General features: G+C 57.4%; 23 protein-coding genes. 12 read left to right on the forward strand and 11 right to left on the reverse strand.

Translation table 11 applies throughout. From position 1 onward, the window contains the following. Nucleotides 1–22: 22 nt before the first annotated feature. Nucleotides 23–649: a response regulator transcription factor gene (locus tag EJA70_RS23275; protein WP_053123410.1), complete on the reverse strand. Its 627-nt coding sequence runs from the start codon at nt 647–649 to the stop codon at nt 23–25. Between the two features lie 436 nt (nt 650–1,085). On the opposite strand from EJA70_RS23275, the gene EJA70_RS23280 reads away from it, so the two are divergent. Continuing rightward, nucleotides 1,086–1,721: a hypothetical protein gene (locus EJA70_RS23280; RefSeq protein ID WP_158833805.1), complete on the forward strand. Its 636-nt coding sequence runs from the start codon at nt 1,086–1,088 to the stop codon at nt 1,719–1,721. Nucleotides 1,722–1,866: 145 nt separating this feature from the next. Here the strand turns inward: EJA70_RS23280 and EJA70_RS23285 are convergent, their stop codons facing one another. Together EJA70_RS23285 and EJA70_RS23290 are read right to left on the reverse strand one after the other, a co-directional pair. Then, a complete protein-coding gene (locus EJA70_RS23285; protein WP_007916658.1) occupies nt 1,867–3,084 on the reverse strand; it encodes an argininosuccinate synthase in 1,218 nt (405 codons plus the stop codon). Between the two features lie 129 nt (nt 3,085–3,213). Beyond that, nucleotides 3,214–4,122 carry an OmpA family protein gene (locus EJA70_RS23290; RefSeq protein ID WP_158833807.1) on the reverse strand — a complete coding sequence of 303 codons (909 nt, stop codon included), beginning with the start codon at nt 4,120–4,122 and terminating at the stop codon, nt 3,214–3,216. A gap of 160 nt (nt 4,123–4,282) precedes the next feature. On the opposite strand from EJA70_RS23290, the gene pyrC reads away from it, so the two are divergent. Both pyrC and rnt read left to right on the forward strand, forming a co-directional pair. Beyond that, the gene (gene pyrC / locus EJA70_RS23295; protein WP_008079419.1) at nt 4,283–5,329 is read left to right on the forward strand and encodes a dihydroorotase; all 1,047 of its coding nucleotides are present in this window, start codon (nt 4,283–4,285) and stop codon (nt 5,327–5,329) included. Then, nucleotides 5,326–6,003 carry a ribonuclease T gene (gene rnt / locus EJA70_RS23300; protein ID WP_007916667.1) on the forward strand — a complete coding sequence of 226 codons (678 nt, stop codon included), beginning with the start codon at nt 5,326–5,328 and terminating at the stop codon, nt 6,001–6,003. The genes pyrC and rnt overlap by 4 nt, the downstream gene beginning before the upstream one ends. A gap of 57 nt (nt 6,004–6,060) precedes the next feature. On the opposite strand, the gene EJA70_RS23305 is transcribed toward rnt, so the two are convergent. From EJA70_RS23305 to EJA70_RS23315, 3 genes are all read right to left on the reverse strand, one after another. Continuing rightward, the gene (locus EJA70_RS23305; protein WP_158833809.1) at nt 6,061–6,474 is read right to left on the reverse strand and encodes a hypothetical protein; all 414 of its coding nucleotides are present in this window, start codon (nt 6,472–6,474) and stop codon (nt 6,061–6,063) included. A gap of 3 nt (nt 6,475–6,477) precedes the next feature. Continuing rightward, on the reverse strand, nt 6,478–6,936 hold the full coding sequence (locus EJA70_RS23310) for a Panacea domain-containing protein (RefSeq protein ID WP_256677720.1): 459 nt from the start codon (nt 6,934–6,936) through the stop codon (nt 6,478–6,480). A gap of 229 nt (nt 6,937–7,165) precedes the next feature. Then, on the reverse strand, nt 7,166–7,768 hold the full coding sequence (locus EJA70_RS23315) for a peroxiredoxin (RefSeq protein ID WP_003227723.1): 603 nt from the start codon (nt 7,766–7,768) through the stop codon (nt 7,166–7,168). A 314-nt stretch (nt 7,769–8,082) separates the two neighbouring features. Between EJA70_RS23315 and EJA70_RS23320 the strand changes: the two genes are divergently transcribed. After that, nucleotides 8,083–8,301, forward strand: coding sequence for a bacterioferritin-associated ferredoxin (locus EJA70_RS23320; RefSeq protein WP_003227725.1), 219 nt, complete (start codon nt 8,083–8,085; stop codon nt 8,299–8,301). 201 nt (nt 8,302–8,502) lie between these two features. Further along, nucleotides 8,503–8,976, forward strand: a complete 474-nt coding sequence (bfr, locus tag EJA70_RS23325) for a bacterioferritin (RefSeq protein WP_007916671.1) — start codon at nt 8,503–8,505, stop codon at nt 8,974–8,976. A 188-nt stretch (nt 8,977–9,164) separates the two neighbouring features. Here bfr and grxD read toward each other — a convergent pair whose 3' ends face one another. The 3 genes from grxD to EJA70_RS23340 form a co-directional block, all read right to left on the reverse strand. Then, on the reverse strand, nt 9,165–9,506 hold the full coding sequence (gene grxD, locus EJA70_RS23330; RefSeq protein WP_008079424.1) for a Grx4 family monothiol glutaredoxin: 342 nt from the start codon (nt 9,504–9,506) through the stop codon (nt 9,165–9,167). A 97-nt stretch (nt 9,507–9,603) separates the two neighbouring features. Beyond that, nucleotides 9,604–11,709: a molybdopterin oxidoreductase family protein gene (locus tag EJA70_RS23335; protein ID WP_158833813.1), complete on the reverse strand. Its 2,106-nt coding sequence runs from the start codon at nt 11,707–11,709 to the stop codon at nt 9,604–9,606. A gap of 134 nt (nt 11,710–11,843) precedes the next feature. Next, nucleotides 11,844–12,134, reverse strand: a complete 291-nt coding sequence (locus tag EJA70_RS23340) for a hypothetical protein (RefSeq protein WP_158833815.1) — start codon at nt 12,132–12,134, stop codon at nt 11,844–11,846. A gap of 404 nt (nt 12,135–12,538) precedes the next feature. Here EJA70_RS23340 and argF point away from each other — a divergent pair, with 404 nt between their 5' ends. Together argF and EJA70_RS23350 are read left to right on the forward strand one after the other, a co-directional pair. After that, nucleotides 12,539–13,459: an ornithine carbamoyltransferase gene (gene argF / locus EJA70_RS23345; protein WP_158833817.1), complete on the forward strand. Its 921-nt coding sequence runs from the start codon at nt 12,539–12,541 to the stop codon at nt 13,457–13,459. After that, nucleotides 13,456–14,565 (forward strand): ABC transporter ATP-binding protein, encoded by a 1,110-nt coding sequence (locus EJA70_RS23350; RefSeq protein ID WP_008079427.1) that lies wholly within the window; start codon nt 13,456–13,458, stop codon nt 14,563–14,565. The genes argF and EJA70_RS23350 overlap by 4 nt, the downstream gene beginning before the upstream one ends. A 192-nt stretch (nt 14,566–14,757) precedes the next feature. On the opposite strand, the gene EJA70_RS23355 is transcribed toward EJA70_RS23350, so the two are convergent. Together EJA70_RS23355 and ybaK are read right to left on the reverse strand one after the other, a co-directional pair. Then, a complete protein-coding gene (locus EJA70_RS23355) occupies nt 14,758–15,540 on the reverse strand; it encodes a PhzF family phenazine biosynthesis protein (RefSeq protein WP_158833819.1) in 783 nt (260 codons plus the stop codon). A 98-nt stretch (nt 15,541–15,638) separates the two neighbouring features. After that, nucleotides 15,639–16,109, reverse strand: a complete 471-nt coding sequence (gene ybaK, locus EJA70_RS23360) for a Cys-tRNA(Pro) deacylase (protein WP_003227741.1) — start codon at nt 16,107–16,109, stop codon at nt 15,639–15,641. A 360-nt stretch (nt 16,110–16,469) separates the two neighbouring features. Between ybaK and EJA70_RS23365 the strand changes: the two genes are divergently transcribed. From EJA70_RS23365 to EJA70_RS23385, 5 genes are all read left to right on the forward strand, one after another. Beyond that, nucleotides 16,470–17,321 carry an MIP/aquaporin family protein gene (locus EJA70_RS23365; RefSeq protein WP_158833821.1) on the forward strand — a complete coding sequence of 284 codons (852 nt, stop codon included), beginning with the start codon at nt 16,470–16,472 and terminating at the stop codon, nt 17,319–17,321. Between the two features lie 77 nt (nt 17,322–17,398). Then, on the forward strand, nt 17,399–18,901 hold the full coding sequence (glpK, locus tag EJA70_RS23370) for a glycerol kinase GlpK (RefSeq protein ID WP_008079432.1): 1,503 nt from the start codon (nt 17,399–17,401) through the stop codon (nt 18,899–18,901). 95 nt (nt 18,902–18,996) lie between these two features. After that, the gene (locus tag EJA70_RS23375; protein WP_007916700.1) at nt 18,997–19,752 is read left to right on the forward strand and encodes a DeoR/GlpR family transcriptional regulator; all 756 of its coding nucleotides are present in this window, start codon (nt 18,997–18,999) and stop codon (nt 19,750–19,752) included. A gap of 249 nt (nt 19,753–20,001) precedes the next feature. Further along, the gene (gene glpD / locus EJA70_RS23380; RefSeq protein ID WP_158833823.1) at nt 20,002–21,543 is read left to right on the forward strand and encodes a glycerol-3-phosphate dehydrogenase; all 1,542 of its coding nucleotides are present in this window, start codon (nt 20,002–20,004) and stop codon (nt 21,541–21,543) included. 499 nt (nt 21,544–22,042) lie between these two features. Further along, a complete protein-coding gene (locus EJA70_RS23385) occupies nt 22,043–22,969 on the forward strand; it encodes a glutamate/aspartate ABC transporter substrate-binding protein (protein WP_008079434.1) in 927 nt (308 codons plus the stop codon). Nucleotides 22,970–22,975 lie beyond the last annotated feature (6 nt).

Genomic DNA, 22,975 nt, shown 5'->3' on the forward strand with positions numbered 1-22,975 from the left:
ATCCTGTCGTGCGGCGAAATGATCAGACGAGCCCATTACGCTGCGCCAACTCAATCAGATCCACCAGAGATCGCGCATTAAGCTTGAGCAACAAGCGCGTCTTGTAGGTGCTGACAGTCTTGTTACTCAGAAACATGCCATCGGCGATTTCCTTGTTGGTTTTACCCCGCGCCAATTGTTGCAGGACCATCATTTCTCGCCCGGAAAGGCGATCGACCATATCGGCTTCGCTGGCATTGCCCAAACTGGTACGCACTGTATGCAATGCCTGATTGGGGAAATAACTATAGCCCGACAATACCGCCTTGATCGCACTGAGCAACTCCGTCAAATCCTGCTGTTTGCAAACATAACCCGCAGCGCCCGATTGCATGCACCGCATGGAAAAGTGCCCCGGTGCCTGAGACGTCAACACCAGGACTTTCATCGGCATGGCCACTGAACTTAATCGTGCAATAACTTCCAGGCCATCAAGTTTGGGAATGCCGATATCCAGTATCACGATGTCAGGCATTTGTTCGCGCGCCAGTTGCAACGCATCCACACCATTATCGGTTTCCGCGATGACTTCGTAGCCATGACGCTCCATCAGCATACGTACCGCAAGACGAATGACGGGGTGATCATCCACGATCAGCACTTTATTCATGGGCAGGTCCAATTTCGCTGTTCGAATTTCTAGAACCCGCACCTTAGCTCAGTCATATCGCCCGTGGCATGACGGAGTTCCCTTGCACTTGCAGCGAAAGACGTGCCCTACAGTCAATGAAGATTATTCCTACAAAAAATGCATTTGAAACGTTCAGGCAAGCGGAACTTGATGCTTGCCGGTTATTTTTCTCACCCGGTGACGTTCCTCTACATCCGGTCTGACACCCATGGAATCCTTCTCCTGCCAGCGGCCAACGGGTGCCTGTTTGCAAGCTGCAAGTCGCAAGCCGCGAAAACAACGGCGCGTCAAAAACTATGCAACAAGAAACTTCAAGACAGCAGATAGCTTTTGATACCGGCCACTGACACTAATAACATCCGTTAGACCCGGAACAAACTAACAGACAACTTAAAACAACCTGGAGCGTCACCCAATGAGAAGAAAAAACATACTGAACATAAAAAGAAAAATATCCAACCCGATGACGGTAATAGCCATATTCGCTTTTATCTCAGAGACTTCGGCTGCGGTTTCATTGCCTTTTCTGGACAATGCCGAACGGGAGATTTACATCTGGTTTCTTATCAGTTTTCCTTTTTACCTGTTACTTCTTTTCTTCATCACACTCAACTTCAACTACCGCTCTCTCTACGCCCCTTCTGACTTCGACAAGGACGACCACTTCCTGAAAGCGTTTGAGGACAACAAACCCATCGGACGCCAACGGCGCGCAGACAATTCACCCGATCCTCCCCTGGCAGGGTGCCGCGTAAACTCCCCTTGGGTCGAGTACTGCATTCAACTGTCGAAATCAACGAACACATTGTCCGTCATTGATGTGCGCCTGATGAGCACCCAGAGTGAATTCGAGCAGTTAAAGGAGGACTTTCCACTGCCCGGCAAACACTCGCCGCGCATTATTCTGTTCCTCACTGACTCGACATCAGATGCACAACTCAAGCCCGTCATCCTCTGCCACATCAAACACATCAGGAAGACCGCAGGCAGCACGATCTACATGGTGTACAACGCGAGCACGCAGGTGGCGACAACGCTGAGAGGACATTGACCGGCGGGTGTAAAGCTTGCAAGAAAGACACGCCAGCATTGGCGCAAGACACTGCACGAGAAAGATTCGCCAAGTGAAGACTTTTGAACAACAACGCCCTTGCCAGAGTGATAAGGGCGTTGTTTTTATTGCGCGTCTGAAGGGATCAGAACAGCTTGCGGCCCTTGTTGGCAGCAATACGCATGCGCAGCGCGTTGAGCTTGATGAAGCCCGCCGCGTCGGCCTGGTTGTAAGCACCGCCGTCTTCTTCGAAGGTCGCGATGTTGGAATCGAACAGCGAATCGTCGGACTTGCGGCCAGTGACGATCACGTTGCCTTTGTACAACTTCAGGCGCACAACGCCGTTCACGTTGACCTGCGAAGCGTCGATCATCTGCTGCAGCATCAGACGCTCTGGGCTCCACCAGTAACCGGTGTAGATCAGGCTGGCGTATTTCGGCATCAGCTCGTCTTTGAGGTGAGCGACTTCGCGGTCCAGGGTGATCGATTCGATGGCGCGGTGAGCGCGCAGCATGATGGTGCCACCCGGGGTTTCGTAGCAGCCACGGGACTTCATGCCGACGTAACGGTTTTCGACGATGTCGAGACGGCCGATACCGTGAGCGCCACCGATCTTGTTCAGCGTCGCCAGCACGGTAGCCGGGGTCATTTCGACGCCGTCCAAGGCAACGATGTCGCCGTTACGGTAAGTCAGTTCAAGGTATTGTGCTTTGTCAGGAGCGTTCTCCGGGGAGACGGTCCATTTCCACATGTCTTCTTCGTGCTCGGTCCAGGTGTCTTCCAGCACGCCGCCTTCATAGGAGATGTGCAGCAGGTTGGCGTCCATCGAGTACGGGGACTTCTTCTTGCCGTGACGCTCGATCGGGATCGCATGCTTCTCGGCGTAGTCCATCAGCTTCTCGCGGGACAGCAAGTCCCACTCACGCCAAGGGGCAATCACTTTTACGCCAGGCTTGAGTGCGTAGGCACCCAGCTCGAAACGCACCTGATCGTTGCCCTTGCCAGTCGCGCCATGGGAAATGGCGTCAGCGCCGGTTTCGTTGGCGATTTCGATCAGGCGCTTAGCGATCAGCGGACGTGCGATGGAAGTACCCAGCAGGTACTCACCTTCGTAAACGGTGTTGGCGCGGAACATCGGGAACACGAAATCACGCACGAACTCTTCGCGCAGATCGTCGATGTAGATTTCTTTGACGCCCATGGCCTGAGCCTTGGCGCGGGCCGGCTCGACCTCTTCGCCTTGACCGAGATCAGCGGTGAAGGTCACCACTTCACAGTTATAAGTATCCTGCAGCCACTTGAGGATCACCGAAGTGTCCAGGCCGCCGGAATACGCCAGAACGACCTTGTTTACGTCCGCCATGCCATCACTCCACGGGGTTCTACGGAAAGCCGAGGAGTCTACCGCTCAAACGCGATAATTTACAGAGGCGCGACAGCTTAAGACGACAAAGCGACAGAATCTGTCGAGAGCGCGACGATGACCGGCGGGTCAGGAAGTCGCTGCAGTGCTGGCTGGGGTGCTCGCTTGCGGCGCCGGAGCGGTGACCGGAGCCACGCGCGCCAGTTTGACATTGACCCGGCGGTTCTTCGCGCGATTGGCCGCATTGCTGTTCGGCACAATCGGGTATTGCTCGCCATGGAAACGCACGGTGATCTGCGATTCCTGAATGCCGTTGGCCTTGAAGAAGTCGACCACCGCCAGCGCCCGACGGCGTGACAGTTCGCGGTTGGTCAGGCGATTGCCGCTGTTGTCGGAATGGCCATCGAGTTCGATGTGATTGACCGTCGGATCAGCCTTCATGAACTCAAGCATCACCTGCAGCTTGGCCTTCGCGGCGGCGTCCAGATCAACGCCTTCGCCGGGGAAGCCGATTTGCGACTGCTTGATCTGCTCGAAATTCTGCGGCAGCAATTTCGCCACGCAGGACTGATAGTCGTTAAACGCCTTGCTGAATTTCACCGGCAATAAACGTACTTCCGACACGCGGCCATCGCCTGAAGCACGACGCACGACCGGACTGCGACCGTCGAGCAGACCGCTGATCAGACCGCCGGCCTGGGACTGCGAACTGCTGAACAATACGTTGCCACTGCCAAGCCTGACATTGCCCAGGTTGATGTCGCCACGCCCCGGCTGCCATGGCGCGGCCGCGGCCAGCAGAGTCGCCGAACCGCCGCCAAGCATGGCGTTGTAGGCATTCAGACGGAAGATCGCCTGCTCGCCCGCCTTGCGCACGAACTCGCCCGAGCCGAAATCGGTGATCGGCTGGCTCAGGCGACATTCGAACTTGTCGCCGGCGACCGTCCACTCAATGTTCTCCAGACGTGTCTGGTACGTGAGCGCCATCGCGGGGAGGCTGGCAAACACACTGAGCAAGGCTAAATAACGCTGGCGCACGGGAGGCTCCATTGGCTTCTGAAACACAAAGACCGATTCACACTATGTTTACGGCATACCTACGGGATATCGGAAGCTTCCCGCAAAACTTGATAGCGAGTGCCTGCAAGAGTCTTTTCCGGTAGCATTCGCCTCAGTTTGACCCGCCTGGAATCCCCTCATGTCCGACCGCCTGACCCTGCTGCGTCCCGACGACTGGCACATTCATCTTCGCGATGGTGCCGTGTTGACCAATACCGTTGCCGATGTTGCGCGCACTTTTGGCCGCGCGATCATCATGCCCAACCTGGTACCTCCGGTGCGCAACGCCGCTGAAGCCGACGGCTATCGGCAGCGGATTCTTGCTGCCCGCCCGGCCGGCAGTCGCTTTGAGCCGCTGATGGTGCTGTACCTCACCGACCGCACCCAGCCCGAAGAAATTCGTGAAGCCAAGGCCAGCGGTTTTGTCTACGCCGCCAAGCTGTACCCGGCCGGGGCAACCACCAACTCCGATTCCGGCGTGACCAGCATCGACAAGATTCTGCCGGCGATCGAAGCCATGGCCGAAGTCGGCATGCCGCTGTTGATCCACGGTGAAGTCACCCGTGGCGACGTCGATGTGTTCGACCGCGAAAAGATTTTCATCGATGAGCACATGCGCCGCGTGGTCGAGCGCTTTCCAACGCTCAAAGTGGTGTTCGAACACATCACCACCGCCGACGCCGTGCAGTTCGTCAACGAGGCTTCGGCCAACGTTGGTGCGACCATCACTGCGCATCACCTGCTCTATAACCGCAACCACATGCTGGTGGGCGGAATTCGGCCGCACTTCTATTGCCTGCCGATCCTCAAGCGCAACACACACCAGGAAGCCCTGCTCGACGCCGCCACCAGCGGCAGCGCGAAGTTCTTCCTTGGCACCGATTCGGCACCGCACGCCCAGCACGCCAAGGAAGCCGCTTGCGGCTGCGCCGGCTGCTACACAGCGTACGCCGCCATCGAAATGTACGCCGAAGCCTTCGAACAGCGTAACGCGCTGGACAAACTCGAAGCCTTCGCCAGCCTCAACGGCCCGCGTTTCTACGGCCTGCCGGCAAACACCGATCGCATTACCCTGGTTCGTGAAGAATGGACCGCCCCGACCAGCCTGCCGTTTGGCGAGCTGACCGTTATCCCGCTGCGCGCCGGTGAAAAACTGCGCTGGCGCCTGCTGGAGGAACACGCGTGAGTGAAGACCATTTCGACGACGAACTGGACGGTCAAAGTGGTGGTGGCGGTTCCCGTCACCCAATGGCAGCACGCTTTCGCGGCTATCTGCCGGTAGTCGTCGACGTAGAAACCGGTGGCTTCAACTCGGCTACCGATGCGTTGCTGGAGATTGCTGCGACCACCATCGCCATGGATGAAAAGGGTTTCGTATACCCCGACCACACCTACTTCTTCCGCGTTGAGCCGTTCGAAGGCGCCAACATCGAAGCAGCAGCGCTGGAGTTCACCGGGATCAAGCTCGATCACCCACTGCGCATGGCCGTCAGTGAAGAAACCGCGCTGACCGACATCTTCCGTGGCATTCGCAAAGCGCTGAAGGCCAACGGCTGCAAGCGCGCGATTCTGGTCGGCCACAACAGCAGCTTCGACCTCGGCTTCCTCAACGCTGCGGTCGCGCGCCTGGACATGAAGCGCAACCCGTTCCACCCATTCTCCAGCTTCGACACCGCAACACTGGCCGGTCTGGCCTACGGTCAAACCGTACTGGCAAAAGCCTGCCAAGCCGCCGACATCGACTTCGACGGCCGTGAGGCGCACTCCGCGCGTTACGACACCGAGAAAACCGCTGAGCTGTTCTGTGGCATCGTCAACCGCTGGAAACAGATGGGCGGCTGGGAAGATTTCGACGACTGATCCTCGTTGAGTAAATCCCGCGCATAAAAAAACCGGCCACTTGGGCCGGTTTTCTTATTAATGCTTGTACAGTTTGAATTCTCGATCAATCCACACGACATAAAAAATCCGATGGTTCTTGTAACCCACCATCGCTACACGCTCGAAAGCCCGAAACACCAACAATCTGACATCACCTGTTAAAAAAGCAGGTATCCCCACTTTCAGGCTGTTTCTCTCAATTGTTTCACACCCATACCGATGCCTGTGCTCCTTGCGCAATTCTCTCCAAGGCATCTTTCCCAGGATCCTGAGACGCTCAAGCATTTTCGACCGTTCTACGGCCTCGCAATCTTGAATGCACCAGCCATTCTGCAAATACTCAAATGAGAAAACCGGAGGTCGCGCTTCCGATGAGTCCATTTCGATTGTGGACGTCCGTGCCGTTACTATCACCGCCGCATCGCGTTCCCTGCGTTTGAACTTGGCCATTTTTCAGTTCACCAAATGCTCCCGAAAATACTCCTGCATCTCGCAGGCGGGAATTTCTCTGCTGAACTCCCCTTCCTTGAAGTTTTTACGCCATGGGGCCTCTTCATGCGTCAACTGACGCAGTTTCCACGCCGAGAATTGGCCATAAACGTCGAACACTTCGTTGAGCAGAGTTTGTTGTTTCGTACTGAAAACATCGGGATTGAAATCACTTGGAGGAGGAATGGCACTCGATCCAAATTGGCTGAATCTTCGATACAGATCCGGAACCACTGGCCCGTGCATCCACGCTTCCAGCTTTTCAGGGAAGAGAGCCTCACCATGGACTGCCAGACTGAACCCTTGCGCGTAATAAACCATTTTTTGAATCTTGAGATTGGAGATCTCGCCCTCATGCCCTTCCAGGCAGAGGAAATAATCCGCAACGTCCAAGCTACTCGGCATTTGAATCCCCTTCTGCATCATGCAATCCATTGCACCGTTCTTACTGAACTGAGGCGCGATTCAGGCCAAGGCAATCGCCCTCTTCACCCGTTATCGCTCGACCATCACCCTATCCAACCACTGTTCAGTCATCCAGTATTTTTCCCAGGAATTTGAAACAAATAATGCCGAGAGATTGCTGCTCACAATTCTGCGCATAAAAAAACCGGCCACTTGGGCCGGTTTTTTTGTACCTCGACGTTGCGCCTTACAGGGCAGCAGCGTTCTCGGTCAGGTAGGCAGCAACGCCTTCTGGCGAAGCGTTCATGCCTTTGTCGCCTTTTTTCCAGTTGGCAGGGCAGACTTCGCCGTGCTCTTCGTGGAATTGCAGAGCGTCGACCAGACGGATCAGCTCTTCCATGTTACGGCCCAGCGGCAGGTCGTTGATGATCTGCGAGCGGACAACGCCTTTGTCGTCGATCAGGAACGCGCCACGGAACGCTACGCCGCCTTCCGACTCAACGTCGTAGGCTTTAGCGATGTCGTGCTTCATGTCGGCAGCCATGGTGTATTTCACCTGGCCGATGCCGCCATTGTTCACTGGAGTGTTGCGCCATGCGTTGTGAGTGAAGTGCGAGTCGATCGACACAGCGATCACTTCAACGTTGCGGGCCTTGAAGTCAGCCATGCGGTTGTCCAGAGCGATCAGCTCGGACGGGCAGACGAAGGTGAAGTCCAGTGGGTAGAAGAACACCAGGCCGTATTTGCCTTTGATGGCCGAGGACAGGGTGAAGCTGTCAACGATCTCGCCATTGCCGAGTACGGCCGGGACGGTGAAGTCAGGGGCTTGTTTGCCTACGAGTACGCTCATTGATATCTCCTGGTGTAAAAACTTGAAGTTCAGGGTTTGCGCCAGCCTGCCATCCTCAGACGACAGCCCTGTGACACGAACCCCCTTCGCAAGGGCCGACCATCATACACTGCGAATTTGGCCTGTCCTTAACGGTTTTTCAAAGCAGGCGCAGAACGGCGCTGCATTTACGGGGCCAGGCAAATCGCCAGCAAATGCCGTTCGTCAGTCACAGCTGTCAATCTGCTGAAGCGCCCGGAAAGCACTTTGACAATCATTCTCGTTAACATTAAGATCCATCGCAATTGAGTCACAACCAGCGACGGTTCTCACTTATGTATGTTTGTCTCTGCACTGGCGTCACCGACGGACAGATCCGCGAAGCGATCTATGAAGGTTGCTGCAGCTATAAAGAAGTCCGCCAGGCCACCGGCGTCGCCAGCCAATGCGGCAAATGTGCCTGCCTTGCCAAGGAAGTGGTCCGTGAAACCCTGACCAAGCTGCAAACCGCTCAGGCTGCGATCCCCTACCCGGTAGAATTTACTGCTGCGTAATAACACCCCATTTCAAAGAACCGGACTTATGTCCGGTTTTTTTATGCCTGTAAATCAACTGCTTAGGCTCTAGACGCGGAACACAAACATTCTTATTCCGATTAATTTTCATATATTATTCAATAACTTAGGTTTGACACTTATAAGTACGAAGCTCAAACTCTGCCGTATATACAACGAATACAGGGCAGGACTCCGATCATGAAAGGCGACATCACAGTCATCCAGCATCTCAACAAGATCCTTGCCAATGAGCTGGTCGCGATCAATCAGTACTTCCTGCATGCACGCATGTACGAAGATTGGGGTCTGAACAAGCTCGGCAAACATGAATACAAAGAATCCATCGACGAGATGAAACACGCGGACAAGCTGATCAAGCGCATCCTGTTCCTTGAAGGCCTGCCAAACGTGCAGGACTTGGGCAAGCTGCACATCGGCGAGCACACCAAGGAAATGCTGGAGTGCGATCTGCGTATCGAGAAGACCGGCCACGCTGACCTGAAAACCGCGATCGCGCATTGCGAAACCGTCGGCGACTTCGGTAGCCGTGAACTGCTCGAAGACATTCTCGAATCCGAAGAAGAACATATCGACTGGCTGGAAACCCAACTGGGCCTGATCGATAAAGTCGGTCTTGAGAACTATCTGCAATCGCAGATGGGCGAAGAGTAGGAGCTGCCGCAGGCTGCGATCTTTTCAGATTGCACCGGCAACTTGCAGTAACGTTTCGGACGCACTAAAAAGCCCCGCCCTCTTTCGAGGTGCGGGGCTTTTTATTGGCTGAAGATCAAAAGATCGCAGCCTCGTTTCACTCGACAGCTCCTACACAAGCAGGAGGTGTCGGGTGAAACCCAGCCTTATCAGGCTTCGGACTTGTTCGCCGCTGCTGCTTCAACAGCCGACTTGATGGTGCTTTGCAGCGAACCGTCTGCAGCCATCTCGGTCATGATGTCGCTACCGCCGACCAGCTCACCACCGACCCACAGTTGCGGGAAAGTCGGCCAGTTGGCGTACTTAGGCAGGTTGGCGCGGATTTCCGGGTTCTGCAGGATGTCCACGTACGCAAACTTTTCGCCACACGCCATGACAGCCTGCGCAGCTTTCGCGGAGAAGCCACACTGTGGGGCATTCGGCGAGCCTTTCATGTAAAGCAGAATGGTGTTGTTGGCAATCTGCTCTTTAATCGTTTCGATGATATCCATGGAGCACCTCGGCTGAACTTTCCGACTCATGGGTCGGCACGGTGACGCATTGTAACGGAATCCCGAGCGCCATGCTCGGTCTCCCCGACGGTCACGTTCAAGCCGCCGCCACCGTCACCGGCACGCCGTTCAGCGCAGCATTGCCGGACAACTCGTCGAGCTGACACTCATCGGTCAGGTCATTGGCGCTCGAACCCGGCTGACTACTGGCAATCGCCATCTGCACGCCCGGGCGCGCATGGCCCCAGCCGTGCGGCAGGCTGACAACGCCTTTCATCATGTCCAGACTGCCGAGCACTTCCACTTCGATCTGCCCGACCCGCGAACTGACGCGTACCCGCTGACCGTCGTTGAGCCCACGGCTGGCGAGATCGTCCGGGTGCATCAGCAATTGATGACGCGGCTTGCCCTTCACCAGGCGGTGATAGTTATGCATCCACGAGTTGTTGCTGCGCACATGGCGGCGGCCAATCATCAACAGCTCATCGGCGGCCGGCGCCTGTAATGCAGCAAAACGCGCAAGGTCAGCGAGAATCTCTGGCGGAGCGGCCTGCACTCGCTGATTCGGCGTTTTCAGGCGTGACGCCAGATTCGCTTTCAGCGCACCCAAATCAATCCCGTGAGGATGATCAAACAGCGTTGCCAGCGAGAGTTTTTGCTCGCTGGCGTCACCGTACCGGCCCATGCGCAGGCCCATGTCGATCATCTTCGCCGGCGGCATCGTCGGCTTCAGCTCTTTGCCGGTTTTCTCGGCAAACGCCTTGGCCAGGCCAACGAAGATCTCCCAGTCATGCAGCGCGCCTTGGGGCTTGGCGAGGATCGCACGGTTGAAGCGCGTGACGTTACGCACTGCGAACAGATTGAACGTGGTGTCGTAGTGATCGTTCTCCAGCGCCGAGGTCGACGGCAGGATCAGGTCGGCGTAACGCGTGGTTTCGTTGATGTACAGATCGATACTGAGCATGAACTCCAACCCGTCCAGCGCCTGTTCCAGCTGGCGTCCGTTCGGCGTCGACAACACCGGATTACCCGCCACGGTGATCAGCGCGCGGATCTGCCCCTCGCCCTCGGTGAGCATTTCTTCAGCCAGCGCTGAGACCGGCAACTCACCGCCGTATTCGGGACGCCCGGAAACACGGCTCTGCCACTGGTTGAAATGCCCACCCGAAGTCGACGCCACCAAGTCCACGGCGGGTTCGGTGCACAGCGCACCGCCAACTCGGTCGAGGTTGCCGGTGACCAGATTGATCAACTGCACCACCCAATGGCAAAGCGTGCCAAAGGCCTGGGTTGAAACGCCCATGCGTCCATAGCAAACCGCACTCGGCGCCGCAGCAAAATCCCGCGCCAGTTGGCGGATCTGCTCGGCAGGTACGGCGCACAATGGGCTCATTGCCTCGGCGGTGAACGTCTGCACCGCAGCGCGCACCTCGTCCAGGCCATCAATCGGCAGATGACTGTCGCGGGTCAGCTCTTCACTGAACAGCGTGTTGAGCACGCCAAACAACAACGCCGCATCACCGCCCGGGCGCACGAACAAATGCTGATCGGCCATCGCCGCCGTTTCGCTGCGCCGTGGATCGACCACAACGACTTTACCGCCCCGCGCCTGGATTGCCTTTAAACGTTTCTCAACATCTGGCACGGTCATGATGCTGCCGTTGGACGCCAACGGGTTGCCGCCGAGGATCAGCATGAAGTCGGTGTGATCGATGTCCGGAATCGGCAGCAGCAGCCCGTGGCCGTACATCAGATAGCTGCTCAGGTGATGCGGTAACTGATCGACCGACGTCGCCGAATAGCGATTGCGCGTTTTCAGCAATCCCAGGAAATAATTGCTGTGGGTCATCAGCCCGTAGTTGTGCACGCTCGGGTTGCCTTGATAGACCGCCACCGCGTTCTGGCCGTGACGCTCTTGAATCGCCGCCAGTTTCTCGGCCACCAGCGCAAAGGCTTCGTCCCATGCGATCGGCATCCATTCGCTACCCACGCGACGCATCGGCTGACGCAGGCGATCCGGATCATTCTGGATATCTTGCAGCGCCACAGCTTTGGGGCAGATGTGGCCACGGCTGAAAGTGTCCAGCGCATCGCCCTTGATCGAGGTGATCGCGACGTTGCCATCGGTTTCAGTGGTCTCGATGGTCAGGCCGCAAATGGCCTCACACAGGTGGCAGGCACGGTGATGGAGAGTCTTGGTCATGGCCAGTCTCTGTCTTGTTCTGGGCGGGCAATTACGCCTGCGGGAACAAAACTATGGCCCTCGCACCGATCAGGCGCCAGCGACGTTCGTCTTGTGAATCGACGGTTATCAGGTGCGCCGATAGACCGCCGCGATCAACTGGAGGGCAATTGGGGCGGCGCGGCCAACTGGATTTCCTGGATGGTTTCGATCTGCTCGTGGGCGACGTGGACGCCAGTGAGTTCGCCGATCAACCGCCAATGCTCGTCGAGCCCGGCGCTGATGGTGGCCATGCGATCAATCATGTGGCGGCCGGCGGATTTGACCACGTCGTCTTCGCTGCGCAGCAGTTCGAAAGACATTGAAGTGACCGATGCGGTGAGATGGGTCAGAGAGCGAGCCGTGTGGCCCAGCAATTCCATTAACAGTTTTTCTTTCGATTCCATGCGGAGGCTTCCTGCGTCGCTCGAAAGTTATTTATAACCCAGCACTTTGCTTTAGCAAATGTTTCAGGCTGAGCATCCGACCAAATGGTGGCATGGCGCCACGATCGCAAACCGACCCAGCTGACTCGATCCGCGCCACGCCGCATTGCCAAGCCCCGCGAGGCCAGTGTACAAAGAAGCTCGCGGCGGCCCTGAACCCGGCTGCCAATGCGCGACTGCAACATCCTGTGCACCCTTCGATTCCCGCAAAAACCGTAGCCTATTGGAAAAACGCGACATTTAGTGTCAATATCGCGCCTCCCCCTATTTCGTCGCCCCGTGCGGCTTACGCCGCAGGTCTCGCCCGTTGTTCCGTTAAACAAGGCTTTGAGCATCTGCGGTTTGTAGCAAAAAGGTAGTCAATGATGAGCGCAAGGCACTTTCTCTCCCTGATGGATTGCACGCCCGAAGAGCTGGTCAGCGTGATCCGTCGAGGCGTTGAGCTCAAGGACCTGCGTAACCGCGGCGTACTGTTCGAGCCTCTGAAAAACCGCGTGCTGGGCATGATCTTCGAGAAATCCTCGACCCGTACGCGGATCTCCTTCGAGGCGGGCATGATCCAGCTCGGCGGCCAGGCGATCTTTCTTTCGCCACGTGACACCCAACTGGGCCGTGGCGAGCCGATCGGCGACTGCGCCATCGTCATGTCGAGCATGCTCGATGCGGTGATGATCCGTACCTTTGCCCACAGCACCCTGACCGAATTCGCCGCCAATTCGCGCGTGCCGGTGATCAACGGCCTGTCCGATGACCTGCACCCGTGCCAGTTGCTGGCCGACATGCAGACGTTCCTTGAGCATCGCGGTTCGATTCAGGGTAAGACCGTGGCCTGGATCGGCGACGGCAACAACATGTGCAACAGCTATATAGAAGCGGCCATCCAGTTCGACTTCCAGTTGCGCGTCGCCTGCCCGGAAGGCTACGAACCCAACCCCGAATTTGTCGCCAAGGCTGGCGATCGCGTGACCATCGTCCGTGACCCGCAAGACGCCGTGCGCGGTGCACACCTGGTGAGCACCGATGTCTGGACTTCGATGGGTCAGGAAGAGGAAACTGCCAAGCGCCTCAAGCTGTTCGCGCCGTTCCAGGTCAACCGTGCCGTGCTCGACCTCGCTGCCGAGGACGTGCTGTTCATGCACTGCCTGCCGGCGCACCGTGGCGAAGAAATCAGTCTCGACCTGCTTGATGACCCGCGCTCCGTCGCTTGGGATCAGGCAGAAAACCGTCTCCACGCACAGAAGGCCCTGCTCGAGTTCCTCGTCGAACCGGCATATCACCACGCATGAGCCATGAATTACTGCTGAACCTGCGCAACCTCGCTTGCGGCTATCAAGATCAACGTGTGGTGCAGAACCTCAATCTGCACCTCAACGCCGGTGACATCGGCTGTTTGCTGGGCTCGTCCGGCTGCGGCAAGACCACTACCCTGCGCGCCATCGCCGGTTTCGAGCCGGTGCACGAGGGCGAAATCACCCTTGGCGGCGAGACTATTTCCAGCGCCGGCTTCACTCTGGCACCGGAGAAACGCCGGATCGGTATGGTGTTTCAGGACTACGCGCTGTTTCCGCACCTGAGTGTTGCGGACAACATCGCCTTCGGTATTCGCAAGCACCCGAACAAGGCGCGTGTGACCGAAGAGCTGCTCGAACTGGTCAACCTGAAGAATCTCGGCAAGCGCTTCCCGCACGAGTTGTCCGGCGGCCAGCAACAACGTGTCGCCCTCGCCCGTGCGTTGGCGCCGGAGCCGCAATTGCTGCTGCTCGACGAGCCGTTCTCCAACCTTGATGGCGAGTTGCGGCGCAAGCTCAGCCATGAGGTGCGCGACATCCTCAAGGCCCGTGGCACCAGTGCGATTCTGGTGACTCACGACCAGGAAGAAGCCTTTGCCGTCAGCGATCACGTTGGCGTGTTCAAGGAAGGTCGACTGGAGCAGTGGGACACGCCTTACAACCTGTATCACGAACCGGCAACGCCGTTTGTGGCGAGTTTTATCGGTCAGGGCTACTTCATTCGCGGCCAGCTCGGCAGCCCGGAATCGGTGCAGACCGAGTTGGGTGAGTTGCGCGGTAATCGGGCTTATACCTGGCCGATTGGCGGGGCGGTGGATGTATTGCTGCGTCCGGATGACATTGTTTATGCGCCGGACAGTGAGTTGAAAGCGCGGATTGTTGGCAAGACCTTCCTGGGTGCTTCGACGTTGTATCGTCTGCAATTGCCGACTGGGGCGCAGCTGGAATCGATTTTCCCGAGCCATGCTGATCATCAGGTGGGTGCGCAAGTGGGGATTCGGGTTGCCGCCGAACATCTGGTGTTGTTTCAGGCATCGGGCAGCACCGCTGCACAGATTCCCGCGGTGGAAAACGGCGTCCGCCGCTACAGCACTGCCCTCTGATCCAACACCGAATCGAAATGTGGGTGGCTTTTGTGGCGAGGGGATTTATCCCCGATGGGGCGCGAAGCGGCCCTTAATCCTGCCAGCGCGGAGCATCTGTTGCTCCGCATGCAATGGTTTTGGGGCTGCTACGCAGCCCATCGGGGATAAATCCCCTCGCCACAAAGTTTCACTCCTACAAGGGGTTCGGACTCATCCCAAGATCAGGGTGCCGCTGGCAACCAGCGTCGCATTGCCGCCGATCTTCACCCGCTCGCCTTCCAGCCGACAAAACAACTCCCCGCCCCGCGCCGAACGCTGGCATGCGGTCAGGCTCGATTTGCCCAGACGCTTGGACCAATACGGAATCAAGCTGCAGTGCGTCGAACCGGTCACCGGGTCCTCATTGATGCCAATTGCCGGGGCGAAATAGCGCGAGACGAAATCGTGCTGATTGCCGCGCGCCGTGACGATCGCGCCCAGCCACGGCAGCTTGGCCAACGCGACCATGTCCGGCTTGCAATCGAGCACGGCCTGCTCCGACTCCAGCACCACAAACAGTTCGTTGGAGCCAAGTACATCCACCGCCTCAACGCCAAGCGCGCGCTCGACATCCAGGGTTACACCAATCTCTGACGGCACGATCGACGGGAAGTCCAGCCACAAGCGGCCATCTTCGCGACTGACACTCAACGGCCCGGATTTGCTGGTGAAGTCGATACGCTCGGCGGTTTCCTTGTAGATATCGAACAGCACATGGGCGCTGGCCAACGTTGCGTGGCCGCATAACGGCACTTCAGTGGTCGGAGTAAACCAGCGGATATGCCAGGCCGAGCCCTCGCGCACCAGAAACGCGGTTTCCGCCAGATTGTGTTCGGCCGCGATCTTCTGCATCAGCTCATCGGCAAGCCACGCATCCAGCCGATAAACCATCGCCGGGTTGCCACTGAACGGCCGATCACTGAATGCGTCGACCTGATGAAACTCGAGCTGCATAACCTTCTCCTTAAGTCAGTCGGCAGAGCATGCAGCGTGGGCCGGATCAGCGCCAGAGACAGAACCGGCCAATTTTCTTCATACAGAGCAGGCGAGCATCACGCGCGACCGATGTCGGCGAATTTCGCCTGGGTATGTTCGGCGAGTACAGCGGGCGCCAATTCGACTTCCAGCCCACGCCGACCGGCGCTGACATAAATAGTCGCAAAACCTTGAGCCGAATTATCGATGAAGGTGCGCAGGCGTTTTTTCTGCCCCAACGGACTGATGCCGCCCAACAGATAACCGGTGGAACGCTGGGCTGCTGCCGGGTCAGCCATCTCGACTTTTTTCACCCCCGCAGCGTGTGCCAGCCCCTTGAGGTCAAGGCTTCCGACGACCGGCACCACGGCCACCAACAACTCGCCTTTTTCACTCGCCGCCAGCAACGTTTTAAACACCTGCGCAGGTTCAAGGGCGAGTTTTTCTGCGGCCTCCAGCCCATACGACGCCGCTTTGGGATCATGTTCGTAACTGTGCACGCGATGTTCGGCACGAACTTTTTTCAACAAGTCCAACGCAGGGGTCATGGCAGCTCCAGGCTCGGCAGTGGCAGAAAAATCCTCCGGCGGATTCTAGGACATCACGCTGTAAAAGGCTCTATCACGGCCTGTAATTGCGGGGCTTTGCACAAGATTGGCAGTCATGCAAAAGCGTCCCTGCGCGCGGTCATTCACGTGACTGATAGTTCTATTGTGACTGACGGTTCACTTTCGACCTTTGACAGGTTTGTTTCTTGTCTATATTTTTTCGAATCTGAATAATGTAAGAATTATCGTCATCGCAGCACCCAGCAGTAAACCGGCAACGGAATGGGGATTCCTACCCGGCGAAAATCGCGCCCTGCCCTGACGGCATAGCGCCAGACAACAACAAAAACGAGGTTTTCAATGACAACTGCTTTACAGCAACCATCGCTCTCGAGCCAATGCATGGCCGAGTTTCTGGGTACTGCCCTGCTGATCTTTTTTGGTACCGGCTGTGTCGCCGCGCTCAAAGTCGCGGGCGCCAGCTTCGGCCTGTGGGAAATCAGCATCATCTGGGGCGTCGGCGTGAGCATGGCGATCTACCTCACGGCTGGGGTTTCCGGCGCGCATCTGAACCCCGCCGTGAGCATCGCGCTGGCCATTTTCGCCGACTTCGAAAAGCGCAAACTGCCGTTCTATATTCTTTCGCAAATCGCTGGCGCCTTCTGCGGCGCGCTGTTGGTTTACACGCTGTACAGCAATCTTTTCTTCGATTACGAACAAACTCACCAAATGGTTCGCGGCTCGGCCGCCAGCCTTGAGTTGGCCTCGGTGTTCTCGACCTTCCCGAATCCGGTGCTGTCGACTGCTCAGGCATTTCTGGTCGAGATGATCATCACTGCCATTCTGATGGGCGTGATCATGGCCCTGACTGACGACAACAACGGCCTGCCGAAAGGCCCGATGGCGCCGCTGCTGATCGGTTTGCTGATCGCGGTGATCGGCAGTTCGATGGGCCCGCTGACCGGTTTCGCGATGAACCCGGCACGTGACTTCGGTCCGAAACTGATGACTTTCTTCACCGGCTGGGGTGAAATTTCCTTCACTGGCGGCCGCGATATTCCGTACTTCCTGATTCCGATTTTTGCACCGATTGTCGGTGCCTGCCTCGGCGCTGCCGGGTATCGCGGGCTCATCGCCCGTCACCTGACCGGCGCCACACCTGCTACAAAGGATGCAGAACCGGCCATTGACGGCAAACCAAGAACTTCTTGAAACAGTCGGCGCAGGCTCCTGCCCTTTAGAGCCTGCGTCACGGCCCACTCTCCCTTATTTCGTCCAAGGCAATCGACATGACCGACATTCAGAATAAGAACTACATCATTGCCCTCGATCAGGGTACGACCAGCTCCCGCGCGATCATTTTCGACCGCGATGCGAACGTGGTCTGCACCGCGCAGCGCGAATTCGCTCAGCACTACCCGCAGGCCGGTTGGGTCGAACACGATCCGATGGAAATTTTCGCCACCCAGAGCGCAGTGATGGTTGAAGCGCTGGCCCAGGCCGGTCTGCACCACGACCAGGTCGCCGCCATCGGCATCACCAACCAACGTGAAACCACCGTGGTCTGGGACAAGACCACCGGTCGCCCGGTGTACAACGCCATCGTCTGGCAGTGCCGCCGCAGCACCGAGATCTGCCAGCAGCTCAAGCGCGATGGCCATGAGCAATACATCAGCGACACCACCGGCCTGGTCACCGACCCGTACTTCTCCGGCACCAAGCTGAAGTGGATCCTCGACAACGTCGAAGGCAGCCGCGAGCGTGCGCGCAACGGCGAACTGCTGTTCGGCACCGTCGATAGCTGGCTGATCTGGAAATTCACCGGCGGCAAAGTACACGTCACCGACTACACCAACGCCTCGCGCACCATGCTCTTCAACATTCACTCGCTGGAGTGGGATTCGAAGATGCTGGAGATCCTCGACATCCCGCGCGAAATGCTCCCGGAAGTGAAAGCGTCCTCGGAAATCTACGGTCGCACCAAGAGCGGCATCGCCATCGGCGGTATCGCCGGCGACCAGCAAGCGGCGCTGTTCGGTCAGATGTGCGTAGAGCCAGGTCAGGCGAAAAACACCTACGGCACCGGCTGCTTCCTGCTGATGAACACCGGCGACAAAGCGGTGAAATCCCAGCATGGCATGCTCACCACCATCGCTTGCGGCCCGCGTGGCGAAGTCGCTTACGCACTGGAAGGCGCGGTATTCAACGGCGGTTCGACCGTGCAGTGGCTGCGCGACGAACTGAAGATCATCAACGACGCCCACGACACCGAATACTTCGCCAATAAAGTGAAGGACAGCAACGGCGTGTACCTGGTACCGGCATTCACCGGTCTCGGCGCTCCGTACTGGGACCCGTATGCCCGTGGCGCGCTGTTCGGCCTGACACGCGGCGTGCGTGTGGATCACATCATCCGCGCGGCGCTGGAATCGATCGCCTACCAGACCCGCGACGTGCTCGACGCCATGCAACAGGACTCCGGCGAACGCCTCAAAGCCCTGCGTGTGGACGGTGGTGCGGTGGCGAACAACTTCCTCATGCAGTTCCAGGCCGACATCCTCGGCACGCAGGTCGAGCGTCCGCAAATGCGCGAAACCACGGCACTCGGTGCGGCGTATCTGGCCGGTCTGGCGTGCGGCTTCTGGGGCAGCCTGGAAGAACTGCGCGGCAAAGCGGTGATCGAACGTGAGTTCGAGCCGAGCCTGGACGAAGTCGAGAAAGAGAAGCTGTACAAAGGCTGGAAAAAAGCCGTCAGCCGCACCCGTGACTGGGCGCGTGAAGACGCTGAATAAGCCAACCTTCAGAGACTGATAGGCAACTAACTGGTAGGGAGCGGATTCCTGCGGCATCATGGGCAAATTTTGCACGGCAGCCCAAAGGAAGCCCCATGAATCTGCCTCCCCGTCAGCAGCAAATTCTCGAGCTGGTCCGCGAACGCGGCTATGTGAGCATCGAGGAAATGGCCACGCTGTTCGTTGTTACCCCGCAAACCATTCGCCGCGATATCAATCAACTCGCGGAAGCCAATCTGTTGCGTCGCTACCATGGCGGCGCCGCCTATGATTCCAGCGTCGAAAACACTGCCTATGCGATGCGCGCCGATCAGATGCGCGATGAAAAACAACGCATCGGTGAAGCCATCGCCGCACAGATCCCCGATCATGCCTCGCTGTTCATCAACATCGGTACGACCACCGAATCGATTGCCCGCGCCCTGCTCAATCACAATCACCTGAAGATCATCACCAACAACTTGCACGTGGCCTCGATGCTCAGTGCCAAGGATGATTTCGATGTGTTGCTGACTGGCGGCAATGTGCGTCGTGATGGCGGTGTAGTGGGTCAGGCGAGTGTGGACTTCATTAATCAGTTCAAGGTTGATTTCGCGCTGGTCGGGATTAGCGGTATTGATGAAGACGGCAGTTTGCTGGACTTTGATTATCAGGAAGTTCGGGTTTCCCAGGCGATCATTGCCAATGCGCGGCAGGTGATTCTGGCGGCCGACTCGAGCAAGTTCGGGCGGAATGCGATGATTCGGTTGGGGCCGATCAGTTTGATTGATTGTCTGGTGACCGATCAGCAGCCGGTGCCGGCGTTGGCGCAGTTGTTGAGTCAGCACAAGATTCGGTTGGAAGTCGTTTAACCCCCCCCCAAGATCAAAAGATCGCAGCCTTCGGCAGCTCCTACATGGGTTCACTTGACCTGTAGGAGCTGCCGAAGGCTGCGATCTTTTTGCTTTTAATGTTCGAAAATTTTCTTTTAACCGCCCTTCGATGAGTTTTTTCAATCGAACGTGACTGGCTGCGCGCGTGTTTATGGGCTACCATTTTCGCAAATGAACATTAATGTTCGATTTCCAATATAGAAAATCAAAAGAGCCCGAGGCCAGCCGATGTCCACCTCTACCTTGCGTACGCCCCCACTCTCCGAGATCTACGACATTGCCGTTATCGGCGGCGGGATCAATGGCGTGGGGATCGCAGCGGATGCCGCCGGTCGCGGGCTTTCGGTGTTCCTTTGCGAAAAGGACGACCTCGCCAGCCACACTTCGTCGGCCAGCAGCAAGCTGATCCACGGTGGCCTGCGCTACCTCGAACATTACGAATTCCGTCTGGTGCGCGAAGCATTGGCCGAGCGTGAAGTGCTGCTGGCCAAGGCCCCGCACATCGTCAAGCCAATGCGCTTCGTGCTGCCGCACCGTCCGCACCTGCGTCCGGCGTGGATGATTCGTGCAGGCCTGTTCCTGTATGACAACCTCGGCAAGCGCGAAAAGCTGCCAGGTTCGAAAAGCCTGAAGTTCGGTGCCGACAGCGCGCTGAAAAGCGAAATCAAGAAAGGCTTCGAATACTCCGACTGCTGGGTCGACGATGCTCGCCTGGTGGTACTCAACGCCATGGCCGCTCGTGAAAAAGGTGCCCACGTCCATACCCAGACTCGCTGCGTCAGCGCCCGCCGCGCCAAAGGTTTGTGGCACTTGAACCTGGAACGCGCCGACGGCAGCCTGTTTTCGATCACCGCCAAAGCGCTGGTGAACGCGGCAGGCCCGTGGGTTGCCAAGTTCATCCGTGACGACCTGAAGATGGAATCGCCGTACGGCATCCGTCTGATTCAGGGCAGCCACATCATCGTGCCGAAACTGTACGAAGGCGATCACGCGCACATTCTGCAAAACGAAGATCAGCGCATCGTTTTCACCATTCCGTACCTGAACAACCACTTCACCCTGATCGGCACCACCGACCGTGAATACACTGGCGATCCGGCAAAAGTGGCGATTACCGATGCCGAAACCGATTACCTGCTGAAAGTGGTCAACGCACACTTCAAAAAGCAGCTGAGCCGCGACGACATCCAGCACAGCTACTCGGGCGTACGTCCGCTGTGCAACGACGAGTCCGATAACCCGTCGGCGGTCACCCGCGATTACACCCTGGCCCTGTCTGGCAACAGCGAAGAAGCGCCACTGCTGTCGGTGTTCGGCGGCAAGCTGACCACCTACCGCAAACTCGCCGAATCGGCGATGGCGCAGTTGATGCCGTTCTTCACTCAGATGCGTCCAAGCTGGACAGCCACGGCCAACCTGCCCGGCGGCGAAGACATGACCACGCCGCAAGCCTTGAGCGCGCTGATTCGCGACAAGTACGACTTTGTGCCGAGCGAGATCGCCCGGCGTTGGTCGACCACGTACGGCAGCCGCACCTGGCGCATGCTCGAGGGCGTTGAAACCCTCGCCGACATGGGCGAGCACATTGGCGGCGGGCTCTACACCCGTGAAGTCGATTACCTGTGCAGCGAAGAGTGGGCGACCTCGGCGCATGACATTCTGTGGCGTCGTAGCAAGCTGGGGTTGTTTACCACTCCGGCGGAGCAGGAGAAGCTTGCGGCGTATCTGGGTAAGGTTGAGCAGAACCGTAGCAAGATTGAAGCGGCGTGATTTGAACATTGGTTAAACAAAAAGCCCCTGAATCGCAAGGTTCAGGGGCTTTTTGTTGCGGCGTAACTTACTTTGCCTGCCACTACCCCTGTGGCGAGGGGATTTATCCCCGATGGACTGCGAAGCAGTCCTCCCTTTTGCATTTAAAGAGAGGCCGCTTCGCGACCTATCGGGGATAAATCCCCTCGCCACAGGGTTGTGTGGTGCTTGGGCGATCATCCAATGAGCGTAGTGATTGAAAGATTGTTCGGTTTTCCGAACGCGACTTCCGGGTCGATTCGGTTAACCGGATCAGCCGGGCTCAAAAAAACTGCCTTAAAAATTTAATAACCTTATAAATCATCGACTTAACCATTCGCGACTGGTCTGGCACGACTCATGCTCTACACTCTCTCGACGAATGCCTGTTGTGCCAACACTTCAGGAGCCGTCAGGCATTCGAAGCACAAAAGGGCCGACGAACTGGCTCCATAAAAAAAACAATGTCGAGGAAAATTTGATGCGCATCGTTCCCCATATCCTGGGCGCAGCCATTGCTGCCGCTCTGATCAGCACGCCAGTTTTCGCCGCCGAACTCACCGGCACCCTGAAGAAAATCAACGATTCGGGCACCATCACGCTCGCTCACCGCGACAGCTCTATTCCGTTTTCCTACATTGCCGATGCTTCCGGCAAACCAGTGGGCTACTCCCACGACATTCAAGTGGCCATCGTTGAAGCCCTGAAAAAAGACCTGAACAAGCCCGATCTGCAGGTCAAGTACAACCTGGTGACCTCGCAAACCCGTATCCCGCTGATCCAGAACGGCACCGCGGATATCGAGTGCGGCTCGACCACCAACAACGCCGAACGCGCTCAGCAAGTCGATTTCACCGTGAACATCTTCGAAATCGGCACCCGTCTGCTGGTCAAGAAAGACAAGGATGGCAAGCCGTCCTACGCTGACTTCGCTGACCTGAAAGGCAAAAACGTCGTGACCACCGCGGGCACCACGTCCGAGCGCATCATCAAAGCGATGAACGCCGACAAGCAGATGGGCATGAACATCATCTCCGCCAAAGACCACGGCGAATCCTTCAACATGCTGGAAAGCGGCCGCGCCGTTGCCTTCATGATGGACGACGCCCTGCTGGCCGGCGAAGAAGCCAAGGCCAAGAAGCCGGCCGACTGGATCATCACCGGTACCCCGCAGTCGTTCGAAGCCTACGCGTGCATGGTTCGTAAAGACGACCCGGCCTTCAAGAAAGCTGTCGATGACGCCATCGTCGCCCTGTACAAGTCTGGCGAGATCAACAAGATCTACAGCAAATGGTTCGAGAGCCCGATCCCACCAAAAGGCCTGAACCTGAACTTCCCGATGAGCGACAAGGTAAAAGATCTGATCGCCACCCCGAGCGACAAGCCGGCGCCTGACGTAAAAATCTGATTCCTG

The sequence above is a fragment of the Pseudomonas sp. PB103 genome (assembly GCF_009764635.1).
Classification (GTDB): domain Bacteria; phylum Pseudomonadota; class Gammaproteobacteria; order Pseudomonadales; family Pseudomonadaceae; genus Aquipseudomonas.